The sequence below is a fragment of the Aurantibacter crassamenti genome (genome assembly GCF_016811105.1).
Taxonomy (GTDB): domain Bacteria; phylum Bacteroidota; class Bacteroidia; order Flavobacteriales; family Flavobacteriaceae; genus Aurantibacter_A; species Aurantibacter_A crassamenti.
The window spans coordinates 2,292,392-2,308,111 of sequence record NZ_JAFBGM010000001.1; the positions used below are offsets into that span (position 1 = coordinate 2,292,392).

Consider the following 15,720-nt stretch of genomic DNA (forward strand, 5'->3'; position numbering starts at 1 on the left):
GTTAATGGTTAGTGTTTAGTATAGCTGCATCAATGATAGAAACCCTGACGGCAACGTCAGGGTTTTGTGTTTTATATATTTGATGTTTGAATGATTTTGAACTGTTTACAGTTCAAAGATTAAATGTCAATTCCGTAGCGCCAGCCATAATTGTCCGCCGCTCTATTGTATTGAATATCGGTAATTGTTTTTTTCATTAAATCGGCATACCCATTTTCAATTTCAGGCAAATCATAATCTTCTCCTTTGTACCCAAAAGCTGAAATTGGAGAAACTACTGCTGCAGTTCCTGCGCCAAACATTTCTTTGAGTGTGCCATTCTTGGCAGCTTCAACAATTTCAGTAACGGTTAGGGTTCGTACCTCAGTTTTTATGGCATTTGCTTCAGCTATCTGAAGTATGCTTTTTCTAGTTATACCGTCTAAAATACGATCACTAGTAGGTCCCGTTATAAGAGTGTCACCAATTCTAACAAAAATATTCATGGCGCCTGCCTCTTCTATATTTTCGTGTGTATGATCATCTGTCCATACTACTTGCTGATATCCTTTTAGTTTTGCCAACTGCGTTGGATGAAATTGACCAGCATAGTTTCCACCGGTTTTTGCATAACCAACACCACCATTAGCTGATCTTGAATATTTTTCTTCAATCAGTACTTTAACACTACCTGAAAAATAAGCACCTGATGGAGCCAATGCAATGATAAATTTATATTCATCAGCTGGTGAAGCATGAAAACCTTCACCAGAAGCAAACATAAACGGTCTAATGTACATGGCACTACCATCTATTTCCGGAATCCACTTTTCATCTAACTTTAGTAATGCTTTTAAGCCTTCCATGAAATGTGATTCTGGTATTTCAGGCATTGCCATACGACTTGCAGAAATATTAAATCTTTTATGGTTGTCAATCGGTCGAAATAACCACATAGCACCATCTACATCTTTGTAAGCTTTCATACCTTCAAAAATAGATTGACCATAATGAAAAATCTTTGCTGAAGGTTGCAATGTAATTGGTCCGTAAGGAACAATTTTAGGCGATTCCCAAGCTCCATTTTTATAGTCGCAGACTAACATATGGTCAGAAAAAATGCTTCCAAAAGCAAGATTGTTGAAATCAACTTGGCTAATTTTAGAATTCTTAGCCTTTTCTATTTTTATGTCAAGTGTACTTGGCTTCATGTTCAAATTACTTTTAAAGAATAAAATTAACTATTTCTCTCATCTGCCCCAGCATTTTCAGATAAATTTGACGAATTTTGTTCAATCAATCTATTTTTTATGAAATATGTATCGATTTAGCCTTTTAACTGCATTATTATTTGCTGTAAATTTTTGTACATCTCAAGAAATTAAATCAAAATCTGATTCTGAAGTTAAAACACAGAAACTATATGAGTCGTTTGGTGAAAAAACAGAAGCGGCAAATACAATTTCTAGTATTGACATGTTAAAAGAATACGCAAATCTTCAAACTTCAGATTCCTTAAAAACAAAGTTTACTGCTAAAGTGCTAGATGTGTGTAAAGTAAAAGGATGTTGGATGCGTTTAGAACTTGACAATGGTGAAGAAGCAATGGTTAAATTTAAAAACTACGGTTTTTTTATGCCTTTTGATATTACCGGCAAAGAGGTAATAGTGAATGGTAGTGCCTTTGTTAATGAAATGAGTGTTGCAGAACAAAAGCATTATGCAGAAGATGGGGGTAAATCAAAAGAAGAAATTGCTAAAATAACAGCAGCTAAAAAAACTTATGGTTTTCTGGCTGACGGAGTTTTGCTAAAGAAATAAATAGGTTGAATAGAAAAGTAATAATCACTTCAGATGGTTCTAAAACCATTCAAATAGAAGATTTGAATGAGCAATATCATTCTATACATGGTGCTGTTCAAGAAGCTGAACATGTTTTTATCAAAAATGGACTTTCACTATTTAAAGAACAAGAAATTTCAATTCTTGAAATAGGTTTTGGTACAGGTTTGAATGCATTAATTACTTTAATTAGAAGTAAAGAGTATGATATTAAGGTTAAGTATACGGGTGTTGAGAAGTTTCCTGTTGTCAAAAATGAATTGGATCAACTGAATTATATTTCTTGTTTAGATGCTATTAATTTTCAATCAGAATTTAATAAAATGCATAATGCAGCTTGGGAAACTGATATTGAATTATCTAAAGATTTTATCCTAAAAAAAAGAGAAGAAGACTTTTTAGACATTAAAGATGTTAGTGCTTTTGATCTTGTTTATTTTGATGCATTTGGCGCTCGCGTTCAGCCTGAGCTTTGGACAGAGATTATCTTCAAAAAAATGTACGATGCCATGAAAACTGATGCTTTTTTGGTTACTTATTCTGCTAAGGGCAGTGTTAGAAGGGCAATGCAGGCTGTTGGTTTTGAAGTAGAAAGGTTACCTGGGCCACCAGGAAAACGCGAAATGTTGCGTGCCAAAAAATTGAAATAAATTGAACTGCAAGTATTTCATTTTAAATATGTTAAATCGGAATTAAAGTCTAGGTGCTACCTGATTCAAACCAATACCTTTGTGCTATGAAGTATTTGATTACAGGCGCAACGGGTTTGGTAGGCAAAGAAATAGTAAGACTTTGTCATGATAGCGGTATTGCTGTGAATTACCTAACTACAAGCAAGAGTAAAATTGTTTCAAAAAAAGATTACAAAGGCTTTTATTGGAATCCCGATACTGGTGAAATAGATAGTGCATGTTTTGAAGGTGTTTCTGCAATAATAAATCTTGCTGGAGCCTCAATTTCAAAAAAATGGACTCCTTCAAATAAAAAGCAAATTCTAAATAGCCGCATTAATTCTATAGGTACTTTATTCAATGCACTAAACAAAGGTGAGTTTGAAGAAATCGATACCTTTGTGTCAGCCTCTGCTATTGGTGTTTATCCAAATTCATTAGAGAAGTATTATGATGAAGATACAGCAGAAATTGATGATAGCTTTTTAGGTGAAGTGGTACAGCAATGGGAAGCTGAAGTTGATAGATTGAACACTTTTAATATGTCAGTAGCTAAAGTGCGTATCGGACTAGTTTTGGCTTCAGAGGGCGGTGCTTTACCTCAAATGGCGAAACCTGTTAAAATGTTTGTAGGAGCAGCTTTTGGTTCAGGTGAACAATGGCAATCTTGGATCCATATTACCGATCTAGCGCGCATTTTTATGTTTGCTGCAAAAAACAAACTGTCAGGTGTTTATAATGGAGTGGCACCAAACCCTATATCACAGAAAAAATTAATTAAAGAAATAGCAATTGTTTTAAAAAGACCACTGCTATTACCCAATATTCCTAAGTTCTTCATAAAAACGATATTGGGTGAAATGTCATATCTCTTATTAGCAAGTCAGCGAGTTAGTGCTAAGAAAATTAAAGAAGAAGGTTTTGATTTTGTACATTCTAATATTGCACTAGCGCTACAAGCTATATATTCTAAGGCCAATAGTAAAGATTGAATCCAAGTCACACTTACATTTTTAAAGTAAAATTTCATTGAGATGTTGAGGTTTTTCAGCTACTAATATGATTATTGGTTGTTTTTTCAATAAACTTCGTGACATTTTGACATTTTTTAAGAAATGGCAGTACTTTTGCCATCCGTAAATAGTAAAAAAAACATACACGCAATGAGCGAAAAAGATAGCACAGAAGAATTAGACGAAATACTTCATGAAAATGAAGAGCAAGTATCGGAAAATGAACAAGAAGAAGTTTCAATTGAAGATGAACTACGTCAAGATTTAGCTAAAGAAAAGGAGAAGTTTTTACGCCTTTTTGCAGAATTTGAGAATTATAAAAAGCGTACATCTAAAGAGCGAATGGAGCTTTTTAAAACAGCAGGTCAAGAAGTTATTGTTGCAATGTTACCTGTAGTTGATGATTTTGATCGTGCATTGCCAGAATTGGCGAAGTCTGAAGATAAAGAAGCTTTTAAAGGAGTTGAATTAATAAGTAATAAACTTCGTGAGACTTTAAAATCTAAAGGGTTAGAAGAAGTAAAAGTGAAGCAAGGTGATACTTTTGATGCCGAAATACATGATGCCATAACTCAAATACCTGCTCCAAAAAATAAGTTGAAGGGCAAGGTAATTGATGTAATTGAAAAGGGTTTCAAATTAGGCGATAAAATTATTAGACATCCAAAAGTAGTAGTTGGTAAATAAGCCAACACGCTGATTTTGATTTAAAACAACAAAGTGAAAGAAGACTTCTACGAAATATTAGGGATTAGTAAAAATGCGTCGGCTACAGATATAAAGAAAGCATATCGAAAAAAGGCCATTCAATATCATCCTGATAAAAACCCAGGTGATTCTCAGGCAGAAGAGATGTTTAAAAAGGCTGCAGAAGCTTATGAAGTATTAAGTGATCCTGATAAAAAGGCCAGATACGATCAGTTTGGTCATTCTGCTTTCGAAGGCGGCGGTGGCGGCGGTTTTGGCGGCGGTGGCATGAATATGGATGACATTTTCAGCCAGTTTGGTGACATTTTCGGCGGCGGTGGTTTTGGTGGTTTTGGCGGTTTCGGTGGCGGTGGTCAGAGAAGAGTCAAAGGAAGTAATTTGCGCATACGTGTAAAGCTTACATTAGAAGAAGTAGCTAATGGTGTTGAGAAAAAAGTAAAGGTTCGTCGTAAAAAACAAGCTGCTGGTGTAACGTATAAAACGTGTAGTACATGTAATGGTAATGGTCAAGTGACTAAAATCACGAACACTATTTTAGGTAGAATGCAAACTGCAGCTACCTGTAGTGCTTGCGGTGGAAGCGGCCAAATGATTGATAAAAAACCTAGCAACGCCGATGCACAAGGTTTGGTAGTTGAAGAAGAAACAGTTTCTATAAAAATACCTTCAGGTGTTGAAGAAGGTATGCAGTTAAAAGTTTCAGGTAAAGGTAATGAGGCACCAGGTAATGGTGTTTCAGGCGATTTACTAGTTGCTATTGAAACAGTAGATCATGAAACGCTAAAAAGAGAAGGTGATAATTTGCACTTTGATTTGTATATAAGTATTTCTGAAGCTGTTTTAGGTACTTCAAAAGAAATAGATTCAGTTGGCGGAAAAGTAAGAATAAAGCTTGAGTCAGGTATTCAATCAGGAAAAATTCTAAGATTAAGAGGTAAAGGAGTTTCAAACATAAATGGCTACGGAAGTGGTGATTTATTAGTTCATGTTAACGTTTGGACGCCAAAAGAGCTCAATAAAGAGCAAAAAGAATTTTTTGAACGCATGCAGAACAACGAGAATTTTGAACCAAAGCCCGAGAAATCGGATAAATCGTTCTTTGAGAAGGTCAAAGATATGTTCTCTTAAACGAAAAGCGTGTTGTGGTTTAAATAAAAAACGTATATTTGATTTTATATCGGTTACGCCGATATAATTTTCTTTTTCATAGCAATTTTTTTCCCATCCTTAGATTTTATTTAAGGATGGGTTTTGTTTTTTATAAGATAGTTAGTTGATATTTTATAGAAAGCAGTACAGTAAAGTGCATATTTTGCATAGCAAATCAAACAACTCACAAGAATTTTCCGAATTAGTTTTTAATCGATTTGTATATCTTTGAACAAAATGCCTACATGAACAACATTTTGGTTACTAAAGAGGTTACCAAACAGTATGGTAAACATCTTGCCTTAAACAAAGTTTCTTTAGAAATTCCGAAAAACAGTATCTATGGTCTACTCGGGCCTAATGGTGCTGGAAAAACCACTTTAATCAGAATAATCAATCAAATAACATTTCCTGATTCTGGTGAAGTGTTTTTTGATGGTGAACCGTTAAAAGCTGAACACATATCTAAAATTGGGTATTTGCCCGAAGAGCGGGGTTTGTACAAAAAAATGAAAGTGGGCGAGCAGGCACTATATTTAGCACAACTAAAAGGGTTAAGTAAAGCAGATGCAAATAAGCGCCTGAAATATTGGTTTGATAGATTAGAAATTGGCGATTGGTGGAACAAAAAAGTACAAGAGCTTTCTAAAGGAATGGCTCAAAAAATACAGTTTATTGTTACTGTACTTCATGAGCCAAAGCTGCTTATTTTTGATGAACCATTTAGTGGTTTTGATCCAATCAATGCGAATATTATAAAAGATGAAATTCTCTTATTAAAAGAAAAAGGAGCCTCTATAATATTTTCTACACATAGAATGGAATCAGTTGAAGAGTTATGTGAGTACATAGCGCTATTAAATAATTCTGAAAAAATTCTAGACGGAAAACTATCTGATATTAAAAAAGCTTATAAGAATAATATTTATCAAATAGGATTAGAAGTTGCTCATGGTGAAGCCTTGTTAAAAGAGTTATCCAATAAGTTTGAAATTAGTTTAGCAAAGTTTGATGCAGCAGAAGGGCAACTAGATTTTACGCTACAGTTGCCTAGTAATGATTCAAAAGAAATGCTTGCTTATTTGTCTAGTAAGGCCAATATCAATCGTTTTGTTGAGACCATACCTTCAGCTAATGAAATATTTATAAAGAACATTCAAGATAAAGAGGTCAATGCATAAACTAGGCTTAATAATAAAGCGTGAATATCTAGCTAAAGTCAGAAACAAGTCGTTTGTAGTGATGACATTTTTGAGTCCAATTTTAATGGTGGGCATGGTTTTGTTGATTGCCTACCTTACTAAAATAAACGATAATGAAAGACAAGTTGTTGGTGTTTTAAATGAAAGCGATTATTTTACTAATGACTTTGTAGGTTCAGAAGGTACTTCATATTTACATTTCAATAGCATTTCATTAGAAGCTGCTAAAGACTCTGCAGCGGGGTTAGGTTATGTTGGGTTATTGCATATTCCAAATCGTGCAAATTTAGAAGAACTTGCAGCGCAATCTTTTTTTTATACTAAAGATGTACCAAGTACGAATATACTTGATAAAATAGAAGGTGTTTTTGAAGATAGGCTTCGTTTAAATCGACTGCAAGAATTAGGGGTGTCAGCTCAAGATTTTGCAACAATGGAAAATCGTTTTGAACTGAAGACAGCTACATTTAAAGGACAAAAAAATTTAAAAGGAATTAATGAGATAAAGGCATTTATAGGTGGGGCTTTCGGATATCTTATTATGATGTTTATAATAATTTATGGTGGCTTTGTTATGCGAAGTGTTATAGAGGAGAAAACCAGTAGAATTATTGAAGTAATAATTTCATCGGTAAAACCTTTTCATTTAATGTTGGGTAAAATAATAGGCACATCATTAGCAGGGGTAACTCAATTTGCAATTTGGATAGTTTCCGCATCGTTATTAATGTTAGTTGCCTTTTCCATTTTTGATATTGACCCGTCAGCGTTAAGTGCAACAAGCGACATTACAAATGGTATGACTGGCGAAATGGCACCACAAGTGCCTACTTTAGATAAAACGATGCAATTGTATGCACAAGAATTATATGATATACCTTGGGCAATGTTGCTTACTTTTTTTGTAATCTATTTTATATTAGGGTATTTAATATATAGTTCTATTTATGCAGCAATCGGTGCTGCAGTTGATAGCGAGACCGATACACAGCAGTTTATTTTTCCAATTATTTTACCCTTAATGTTGGCTATTTATGTCGGGTTCTTTTCGGTGTTTAGTAATCCGCATGGTCCAATTGCGGTTGGTTTTTCATTATTTCCATTAACCTCACCAATTGTGATGCTCATGCGTTTGCCAGGAGGAATAGGTGAGGGTGGCGTACCAATTTGGCAAGTATTAACTTCGATCATCTTGTTAATTGTTACATTTGTTGGTATTGTCTGGTTAGCGGCAAAAATATATAGAGTTGGTATTTTAATGTATGGTAAAAAGCCAACCTACAGAGAATTGTGGAAATGGTTAAAATATTAAAATGGATAGTTTAGAAAGTATTGCTTTGGCATTCAAGCTTTTTATGACCTATCAGGTTATAAATACGAAGGATATTCATATCACCATTGGTACATTAATTGCCATTGTTTTGGTAATTATTTTGGTGTCACTACTTTTAAAATTTATCAACAAATTTGTAACTAAAAAACTTCCGGAAGAAGACAAAAACAAGTTTGTTAGTATTTTCAATTTCCTTAGATATTTATTATACATTCTTGTAGTTGTTACAGTGTTAAGTTCTTCTGGTGTTGATCTTACTGTGTTATTAACTGCATCAGCAGCACTTTTTGTAGGTCTTGGTTTTGCATTGCAATATCTCTTTCAAGATATTATATCAGGTATTATGATGATAATGGATCAATCACTTCACGTTGGAGATATTATTGAGGTTGATGGTAAGGTTGGTAGGGTATTTGAAATTCGTTTGAGAACTACTCGTGCCTTAACTCGCGATGATAAAGTGGTTGTTATTCCGAATCATATATTTTTAACGGATAGTATTTATAATTACACACAGAATCATAAAACGACAAGAGAATACGTTAGAGTTGGTGTAGCCTATGGTAGTGATGTCAGACTTGTATCTAAAATACTTGAAGAAGTGGTAAGAGACCAACATGGAGTTTTAAGAAACCCGAAACCGTTTGTAATTTTTGAAGATTTCGGAGACTCTGCCTTGATGTTTACAATCAACTTTTATATCAATGACAGTTTCGGAGATCCAAAGATTAAGAGTGCCATACGTTTTGCAATAGACGATAAGTTTAGAAAAAATAATATTTCAATTCCGTTTCCTCAGCGAGACGTACACATCTATAATCATTAATACATCTTAGTATTAAGATGGAAAATAAATGCAAATTAAGGCGATGAGGATACGATGTTTGAGGTTAGAAATTTTTATTGCATTTCTATTTATGTCAGCTTTTTGCATAGCACAAACTCCAGATGTTTTTCGTGCCGAATATATGTTCATGCCAAGAAATGACGCTGGTGCAGAGTTATCTCGTATAAAGTTAGTTGCTAATGTTCCAATAAAACTAAAAGATTCTCATAACCTTATTATAGGTAGTGAATACAATCGGTTGGCATATGACTTACAACGCAATGATATAAAGCTAAGTGAAGAAGGCCTTAATTTTTTTCATATAATTGATTTCAACTTGGCCTATGTGCATCGCTATAACAATGAATGGCGGCTAATTGGGGTGCTAACACCGCGCTTGGCATCTACTTTGACAAATCCTTTAGAGAATGGTGATTTTTCATTTAATGCGACAATAGGCGGGTTTAGAGATCGGCAAAATATAGATAAGCCAACGCGTCTTGTTATTGGTATATCTTATAATTCTACAGTAACACCCAGAATTCCATTACCATTTTTGTATTATGAAAAACGGTTTCATCCAAAATGGACCTATGTAATTGGGGCGCCTAAAACAGGAATGAAATATCACATCAACGATAAACAGTTAATTCAAACAGAGTTTATTCTAGATGGCTATTTTGTAAATTTACAGAACAGTACAATTTTACCAGATGCTGGTTTTGCATCATCTATTTCTTCATCCGCAGCTTTGGCAACAATTGGTTATCAGCATAATTTATCTAAAATCATGTCGGTCTACAGTTACATGGGACATACTTTATTTCAAGCCGGAGTTTTGAGAGATAAGGATAGAAATGATATTTTTACATTAAACGACGACCCTAGTTTTTATTTTAGGGCCGGATTTAGAATAGGACTTTAAAAAAAATAATTATGTCAAGAATATTGGTAGTTGAAGATGAAGCAGCCATCCGTAGGGTGTTGGTTAAAATACTTTCAGAAGAAAATGACTCCTATATTGTTGAAGAGGCAGAAGATGGTTTAAGAGGAATTGAATCAATAAAAGACAACGATTACGATTTGGTGCTTTGCGATATAAAAATGCCAAAAATGGACGGCGTAGAAGTGCTTGAGGCTGCTAAGAAGATAAAACCTGAAATTCCGTTTATTATGATTTCTGGTCATGGCGATTTAGAAACAGCAGTTGGCACAATGCGATCTGGAGCGTTTGACTACATTTCAAAACCACCAGATTTAAATAGACTATTAACTGCGGTTAGAAATGCATTAGATCGTAAAGAGTTAGTAGTAGCTAATAAAATTCTTAAAAAGAAGGTTAGTAAGAATTATGAAATGGTAGGTGATAGCGATGAGATTTCAGCTATAAAAGATATTATTGAAAAGGTGGCGCCAACTGACGCAAGAGTTTTGATTACCGGTTCAAACGGAACCGGAAAAGAACTGGTTGCACATTGGGTTCATGAGAAAAGTCAGCGTAGTAGTGCACCATTTATTGAAGTGAATTGTGCTGCAATTCCTTCTGAACTAATTGAGAGTGAATTGTTCGGTCATGTTAAGGGCGCATTTACATCTGCAGTAAAAGATCGCGCTGGTAAGTTTGAAGCAGCAAATAAGGGTACTATTTTTTTAGATGAAATAGGAGACATGAGTCTTTCAGCACAAGCCAAGGTTTTAAGAGCACTTCAAGAAAATAAAATCTCTAGAGTAGGTACTGATAAAGATATTAAAGTTGACGTTCGTGTTGTGGCAGCAACAAATAAAGATTTAAAAAAGGAGATTTCGGAAGGAAATTTTCGTGAGGATCTTTACCATCGTTTGGCTGTAATTTTAATCAAAGTACCTTCATTAAATGATAGACGAGATGATATTCCTATTCTTATTGAGCATTTTGCAAAGAAAATTGCATCAGAACATGGTAATGCTCCAAAGAAATTCTCTGATAAAGCAGTAAAGTTGTTAAAAAGCTATGACTGGACAGGTAATATTAGAGAACTAAGAAATGTTGTTGAGCGATTAATAATTCTCGGAAATTCTGAAGTTTCTGACGCTGATGTTAAATCGTTTGCGAGCAAATAATTTATTTTGAACATTCGCCAATTAGATCAAGAGCTTCTTTTGTAATAGCTTTTGTTCTAAGGTTATAATATTTTTTACCTTCAGAAAGGTTGTCTTTTAGAAGCTCTGTTTCGCAATGGTCATAAATTCTTTTTGCAAATGCATAAGCTTCTTTACACTCAATTGTTTCCACAACCGTTTGCAATGATGCTTCATAGCTTATAAGTGATATATCTATTTTTTCTTTTAAACGTTCATAGCTAATTGCGCCCGTAGGTTTATTGATAGTGTTATTAGACTCTACCGTATTCATAGCTAATACATCAGTTCCGTATGAACCGTTGATTTCAATATACTCTGCAATTGCTTTCGCTCCAGCAATAGTATTTTCTAAAGAAATATTTAATAATTTTCTTGTTTCTTCAAGTGTAGTGGCACGGGTAGCCATTTTTAAATTTTCTGTAGCTGATTTTATAAAATCAAATGCATCAGTGCAACCACAGTCTTCAACTAAGTTTTCCGTCTTTTGCATCTCTTTTAAAGCTTTATAGGCAATATAATGCGATTGATTCACAGTTGTAGCCGTAATCGCTTTTCGAGTTTGGGTTTGAATAAAGCCCATATTAGATTCTGCATATTGGCATTCTTCACGAATCTCAAAAGATGAGAAGAGTGTTATGAGTAGGCTATAAAACACTATGTAATGTGTTTTCATAATACTTGAATTTTGGTCGTAAAATTGGGACTTTTACATTACAAAGTTAGACATAGATAGGTATTGAAACCTACTTTTTTCGATAGTCAACATAGCCTAAGCCATATATTGGATAAAGTGGTTTTTAATAAAGTTTAACTACCAATTTTTTTAACATAATGTACCGTTCGTCGATTAAATAATTTATATTCAACCCATGAAAAAGGTAGATATATCAGCCTATAAAGTAGAAAAAAAGGTAAGTCTTCAAAATACACCTACAGCTACTGATTTAGGGGCAAATGAGAAAGAGCTTAAAAAAAAGCTAGAGAAAGTTCGAGAAAAGTTGGGTGATTTTCAAGACACTTTATATGCACATGGTAAATACAGTGTTTTAGTTTGTCTTCAAGGAATGGATACTTCAGGAAAAGACAGTCTTATTCGCGAAGTTTTTAAAGACTTTAATGTTCGAGGTGTTCAGGTGTATAGTTTTAAAGTTCCTACAGAACTTGAATTAAAACATGATTATCTATGGCGTCATTATATTGCATTGCCAGCTCGCGGAAAATTTGGTGTATTCAATAGAACACATTATGAAAATGTATTGGTGACAAGAGTACATCCAGAATATATTATGGGTGAAAATATTCCGGGCATTGATGCTGTTGAAGATATTAATGATGATTTTTGGGATAAAAGATTTGATCAAATCAATAGTTTTGAAAAACACATTGCAGAAAATGGCACTTTAATTTTTAAATTCTTTTTACATCTTTCAAAAGAAGAACAACGACAAAGATTATTAAGACGACTGCATCTAAAAAGAAAAAATTGGAAGTTTTCTGCTGGAGATTTAAAAGAAAGAAAACTTTGGAATAACTATCAAGACTGTTATGAAGATGCAATTAATCGTACTTCAAAACCGCATGCACCTTGGTATGTAATTCCTGCTGATAATAAAAAATCTTCTCGAGTAATTGTAGCTTCTATTTTACTAGAAGTATTAACAACATATAATGATATTGCAGAGCCAGAATTAGAAGATAAAGTGAAAGCGAACATTGAATGCTATAAACAAGAATTAGAAAACGAAAATTGATGAGAAAGATTTACATATTATTTTTTTTAGTAAGCATGGTGTCATTTGCTCAAACGGCAGATGAAGCACAATTAAGAAAAATATACGATGTGTCATTGACTAATGGCAAAGCTTATGATTGGTTAAATCATCTTTCAAATCAAATAGGGGGTCGGCTGTCTGGTTCAATGCAGGCACAGCAAGCAGTAGATTATACAAAAGCACAATTAGATTTACTCGGTCTTGATCGTGTATGGTTGCAACCTGTTATGGTTCCTAAATGGGTTAGAGGTACACCAGAGTTTGCCTATTTTGAAAGTACACCAGGTACCAGTACCAATGTGCCCATCTGTGCGCTTGGCGGATCTGTGGCAACAAAACCTGGAGGTTTAAAAGCAAACCTCATTGAAGTGCAAGGTGTTGAAGAACTTGCATCTTTAGGACGCGAAAAGATTGAAGGGAAAATTGTTTTTTTTAATCGTCCATTTGATCAAAAGTTGATTAGTACGTTTGATGCTTATGCTGGTTGTGTAGATCAACGATATATAGGTGCAGCAGAAGCTAGTAAATATGGTGCTGTGGGTATTATTGTACGATCAATGAGTTCTCGCTTAGATGATTTGCCACATACAGGTGCAATGAGCTACGGTGAAATTCCTGTTAAAGATAGAATTCCGGCAGCGGCAATTAGTACAAAAGGGGCTAATTTACTTAGTACAACTTTAAAGTTGAATGCTGATATTAAATTCTATTTCAAGCAAAATTGTGTGCAATTAGAAGATGTTAAATCTTACAATGTAATTGGTGAGATTACAGGTAGTAAATATCCTAATGAAATAATGGTTGTTGGCGGGCATTTAGATTCGTGGGATTTAGGTGATGGCTCTCATGATGATGGTGCTGGTTGCGTTCAAAGTATGGATGTACTTCGTTTATTAAAAGAAACAGGTTATAAACCTTTACGAACTATTCGAGTTGTTCTGTTTATGAATGAAGAAAATGGTTTGCGAGGTGGTAATGAATATGCTAAAGTAGCTACTACTAAAAAGGAAAATCATGTTTTTGCTTTGGAAAGTGATGCGGGCGGATTTACACCAAGAGGATTTTCATTTGATTGCTCAGATGCTAATTTTGAAATGATTAAGGGGTGGGAGGATCTTTTTGAACCTTATTTAATTCACATGTTTGTTAGAGGTGAAAGTGGGGCAGATATTGATCCGTTGAAAAATTCAGAAATACTTTTGGCAGGTTTAAGGCCCGACTTGCAACGCTATTTCGATCATCACCATGCTGCTAATGATACTTTTGAGCATGTAAATAAAAGAGAGCTACAAATGGGTGCAGCTACTATGGCTAGTTTAGTGTACTTAGTTGATAAGTATGGCGTAATACCTAGCAAGAAAATTAAGGGCTAATTGACATTCAATACATTCCTTCACTATTTAGTATCTTTGCCGCTCATTTAAAACAAGTAAAATGCAAGACGGAATCTATGCGAAGTTCAATACTTCGAAAGGCGAGATTTTAGTAAAATTGACCCATGATAAAACACCTGGCACAGTAGGTAATTTTATTGCCTTAGCAGAAGGTAAGCAAAAGAATTCAGCCAAATCTGAAGGAACACCATATTATGATGGACTTAGTTTTCACAGAGTAATTCCTGATTTTATGATTCAAGGTGGTTGCCCTCAAGGAACAGGAAGTGGAAATCCAGGTTTTCAATTTGATGATGAATTTCATCCAGAATTAAATCATGCTGCACCCGGCGTACTTTCAATGGCAAATGCTGGTCCTGGTACTAACGGAAGTCAATTTTTTATCACACATGTACCAACCCCATGGTTAGATAACAAGCATACTGTATTTGGTCATGTTGAGGCGGGTCAAGAAGTTGTTGATGCAATTGCGCAAGGTGATAGTATTGAAACTCTAGAAATAATAAGAGTAGGAGCTGAAGCTGAAAAGTTTGATGGACTTTCTGCTTTTCAAAATTTTGAAAAGTCAAAAGAAGAACGAATCAGTAAAGAGAAAGAAGCACAAGCAAAAGAACTAGATAAAGTAGCGGCTGGCTTTGATGAAACTGAAAGCGGATTGCGTTATAAGATGATTCAAAAAGGTAGTGGTGCTAAAGCTGAAAAAGGTCAAAACGTATCTGTACACTATGAAGGTTCTTTATTAGATGGTCAGGTTTTTGATTCTTCATATAAAAGAAGTAAGCCAATTGATTTTCAATTAGGTGTTGGTCAAGTAATTCCAGGTTGGGATGAAGGTATTAGTTTGTTACAAGTAGGTGACAAAGCTCGTTTTGTTATTCCTTCAAGTTTGGGTTATGGTGCTGCAGGTGCAGGTGGAGTTATTCCTCCAAACGCAACGCTAATTTTTGACGTAGAATTAATGGGTGTAGGTTAAAATTCATCCGCAGAAATAAAGTATAAACTTCTATTCTTTTAAAGGGTGGAAGTTTTTTTATTCTAAGTTTTGGGCGCAACAATATGAATCAATAAGTGATGCTTAGTTGATTTATAAAAAAGAAAATAGAAGGGTTACAATTGGAGGGTATTATCCCAAGAAGCTCAAAATAAGGCTTTAAAAAAAGTGATTATAAATCGAAAATTATTTCGATTTAGCCCGGCCAGTGCTTAAAATTATTAATACTAAGTTCACCGCTAAGAGTATAAAAAGGATACCAAAAAATGAAATCATAAGCTGTTTTATTGATAATAGGGGGGTGTAATTACTATTCTTTTTAACCTCTAGATGTAATTATCTTTAAAAGGTTGCTTTACTTACGTGAATATTTATCAAAAAGATTTCGAGGGGGTAGATATATTAAAATTAGGATGTAAAAAAAGCCCCAACAGAAGTTGGGGCTTATATAAAAAAGTTTATTCGTACCTAGTCAACAACCTTCACATTTACGGCGTTTAATCCTTTTTTACCTTGTTGTAGTTCAAATTCTACAACGTCACCTTCACGAATTTCATCGATTAAACCAGAAATGTGTACAAAGTGATCTTCGCTTGAACCATCTTCAGTGATAAAACCATAACCTTTGGAATCATTGAAGAATTTTACTGTTCCTTTACTCATAATACAAAAAAATTAAATAATTAATTAAAGCGCAAATATAATGTTAAATAATTAAA

16 protein-coding genes are annotated in these 15,720 nt (G+C 34.2%); 13 read left to right on the plus strand and 3 right to left on the minus strand.

The features are described 5' to 3' along the window. Positions 1 to 119 precede the first annotated feature (119 nt). On the minus strand, positions 120 to 1,190 hold the full coding sequence (locus tag JQC67_RS09410) for a branched-chain amino acid aminotransferase (RefSeq protein ID WP_203252558.1): 1,071 nt from the start codon (positions 1,188 to 1,190) through the stop codon (positions 120 to 122). Positions 1,191 to 1,296: 106 nt separating this feature from the next. On the opposite strand from JQC67_RS09410, the gene JQC67_RS09415 reads away from it, so the two are divergent. From JQC67_RS09415 to JQC67_RS09460, 10 genes are all read left to right on the plus strand, one after another. Beyond that, positions 1,297 to 1,800, plus strand: coding sequence for a DUF4920 domain-containing protein (locus tag JQC67_RS09415; RefSeq protein ID WP_203252559.1), 504 nt, complete (start codon positions 1,297 to 1,299; stop codon positions 1,798 to 1,800). Between the two features lie 5 nt (positions 1,801 to 1,805). Continuing rightward, positions 1,806 to 2,471 carry a tRNA (5-methylaminomethyl-2-thiouridine)(34)-methyltransferase MnmD gene (gene mnmD, locus JQC67_RS09420; RefSeq protein ID WP_203252560.1) on the plus strand — a complete coding sequence of 222 codons (666 nt, stop codon included), beginning with the start codon at positions 1,806 to 1,808 and terminating at the stop codon, positions 2,469 to 2,471. A gap of 86 nt (positions 2,472 to 2,557) precedes the next feature. Further along, the gene (locus tag JQC67_RS09425; protein ID WP_203252561.1) at positions 2,558 to 3,484 is read left to right on the plus strand and encodes a TIGR01777 family oxidoreductase; all 927 of its coding nucleotides are present in this window, start codon (positions 2,558 to 2,560) and stop codon (positions 3,482 to 3,484) included. Positions 3,485 to 3,655: 171 nt separating this feature from the next. After that, positions 3,656 to 4,192, plus strand: coding sequence for a nucleotide exchange factor GrpE (locus JQC67_RS09430; RefSeq protein WP_203252562.1), 537 nt, complete (start codon positions 3,656 to 3,658; stop codon positions 4,190 to 4,192). Positions 4,193 to 4,225: 33 nt separating this feature from the next. Then, on the plus strand, positions 4,226 to 5,341 hold the full coding sequence (dnaJ, locus tag JQC67_RS09435; RefSeq protein ID WP_203252563.1) for a molecular chaperone DnaJ: 1,116 nt from the start codon (positions 4,226 to 4,228) through the stop codon (positions 5,339 to 5,341). A gap of 266 nt (positions 5,342 to 5,607) precedes the next feature. Next, positions 5,608 to 6,543, plus strand: a complete 936-nt coding sequence (locus tag JQC67_RS09440) for an ABC transporter ATP-binding protein (RefSeq protein ID WP_203252564.1) — start codon at positions 5,608 to 5,610, stop codon at positions 6,541 to 6,543. Then, on the plus strand, positions 6,536 to 7,876 hold the full coding sequence (locus tag JQC67_RS09445) for an ABC transporter permease (RefSeq protein ID WP_203252565.1): 1,341 nt from the start codon (positions 6,536 to 6,538) through the stop codon (positions 7,874 to 7,876). Before JQC67_RS09440 ends, JQC67_RS09445 begins: the two co-directional genes overlap by 8 nt. A 1-nt stretch (position 7,877) precedes the next feature. Next, positions 7,878 to 8,723 carry a mechanosensitive ion channel family protein gene (locus tag JQC67_RS09450; protein WP_203252566.1) on the plus strand — a complete coding sequence of 282 codons (846 nt, stop codon included), beginning with the start codon at positions 7,878 to 7,880 and terminating at the stop codon, positions 8,721 to 8,723. A 91-nt stretch (positions 8,724 to 8,814) separates the two neighbouring features. Beyond that, positions 8,815 to 9,648, plus strand: coding sequence for a DUF6268 family outer membrane beta-barrel protein (locus JQC67_RS09455; RefSeq protein WP_203252567.1), 834 nt, complete (start codon positions 8,815 to 8,817; stop codon positions 9,646 to 9,648). A gap of 11 nt (positions 9,649 to 9,659) precedes the next feature. After that, positions 9,660 to 10,823, plus strand: a complete 1,164-nt coding sequence (locus tag JQC67_RS09460) for a sigma-54-dependent transcriptional regulator (protein WP_203252568.1) — start codon at positions 9,660 to 9,662, stop codon at positions 10,821 to 10,823. A 1-nt stretch (position 10,824) separates the two neighbouring features. Here JQC67_RS09460 and JQC67_RS09465 read toward each other — a convergent pair whose 3' ends face one another. Further along, positions 10,825 to 11,517 (minus strand): hypothetical protein, encoded by a 693-nt coding sequence (locus tag JQC67_RS09465; protein WP_203252569.1) that lies wholly within the window; start codon positions 11,515 to 11,517, stop codon positions 10,825 to 10,827. 196 nt (positions 11,518 to 11,713) lie between these two features. On the opposite strand from JQC67_RS09465, the gene JQC67_RS09470 reads away from it, so the two are divergent. The 3 genes from JQC67_RS09470 to JQC67_RS09480 all read left to right on the plus strand — a co-directional run bounded on the left by JQC67_RS09470 (position 11,714) and on the right by JQC67_RS09480 (position 14,983). Continuing rightward, positions 11,714 to 12,595, plus strand: coding sequence for a PPK2 family polyphosphate kinase (locus tag JQC67_RS09470; protein ID WP_203252570.1), 882 nt, complete (start codon positions 11,714 to 11,716; stop codon positions 12,593 to 12,595). Continuing rightward, positions 12,595 to 13,989 (plus strand): M28 family peptidase, encoded by a 1,395-nt coding sequence (locus JQC67_RS09475; protein WP_203252571.1) that lies wholly within the window; start codon positions 12,595 to 12,597, stop codon positions 13,987 to 13,989. Before JQC67_RS09470 ends, JQC67_RS09475 begins: the two co-directional genes overlap by 1 nt. Positions 13,990 to 14,050: 61 nt before the next feature. Further along, complete coding sequence (locus tag JQC67_RS09480) at positions 14,051 to 14,983, plus strand: peptidylprolyl isomerase (RefSeq protein WP_203252572.1); 933 nt, start codon at positions 14,051 to 14,053, stop codon at positions 14,981 to 14,983. A 486-nt stretch (positions 14,984 to 15,469) separates the two neighbouring features. Here JQC67_RS09480 and JQC67_RS09485 read toward each other — a convergent pair whose 3' ends face one another. Further along, positions 15,470 to 15,664: a cold-shock protein gene (locus tag JQC67_RS09485; RefSeq protein WP_013994176.1), complete on the minus strand. Its 195-nt coding sequence runs from the start codon at positions 15,662 to 15,664 to the stop codon at positions 15,470 to 15,472. Positions 15,665 to 15,720 lie beyond the last annotated feature (56 nt).

Bases quoted from the DNA above. Each gene is read 5' to 3' on its own strand.
- JQC67_RS09415 (WP_203252559.1), top strand. From the start codon at position 1,297: ATGTATCGATTTAGCCTTTTAACTGCATTATTATTTGCTGTAAATTTT.
- JQC67_RS09475 (WP_203252571.1), top strand. From the start codon at position 12,595: ATGAGAAAGATTTACATATTATTTTTTTTAGTAAGCATGGTGTCATTT.
- JQC67_RS09480 (WP_203252572.1), top strand. From the start codon at position 14,051: ATGCAAGACGGAATCTATGCGAAGTTCAATACTTCGAAAGGCGAGATT.
- JQC67_RS09440 (WP_203252564.1), top strand. From the start codon at position 5,608: ATGAACAACATTTTGGTTACTAAAGAGGTTACCAAACAGTATGGTAAA.
- JQC67_RS09470 (WP_203252570.1), top strand. From the start codon at position 11,714: ATGAAAAAGGTAGATATATCAGCCTATAAAGTAGAAAAAAAGGTAAGT.
- JQC67_RS09450 (WP_203252566.1), top strand. From the start codon at position 7,878: ATGGATAGTTTAGAAAGTATTGCTTTGGCATTCAAGCTTTTTATGACC.
- JQC67_RS09485 (WP_013994176.1), bottom strand. From the start codon at position 15,664: ATGAGTAAAGGAACAGTAAAATTCTTCAATGATTCCAAAGGTTATGGT.
- JQC67_RS09410 (WP_203252558.1), bottom strand. From the start codon at position 1,190: ATGAAGCCAAGTACACTTGACATAAAAATAGAAAAGGCTAAGAATTCT.
- JQC67_RS09455 (WP_203252567.1), top strand. From the start codon at position 8,815: ATGTCAGCTTTTTGCATAGCACAAACTCCAGATGTTTTTCGTGCCGAA.
- JQC67_RS09445 (WP_203252565.1), top strand. From the start codon at position 6,536: ATGCATAAACTAGGCTTAATAATAAAGCGTGAATATCTAGCTAAAGTC.
- JQC67_RS09465 (WP_203252569.1), bottom strand. From the start codon at position 11,517: ATGAAAACACATTACATAGTGTTTTATAGCCTACTCATAACACTCTTC.
- JQC67_RS09425 (WP_203252561.1), top strand. From the start codon at position 2,558: ATGAAGTATTTGATTACAGGCGCAACGGGTTTGGTAGGCAAAGAAATA.
- JQC67_RS09460 (WP_203252568.1), top strand. From the start codon at position 9,660: ATGTCAAGAATATTGGTAGTTGAAGATGAAGCAGCCATCCGTAGGGTG.
- JQC67_RS09430 (WP_203252562.1), top strand. From the start codon at position 3,656: ATGAGCGAAAAAGATAGCACAGAAGAATTAGACGAAATACTTCATGAA.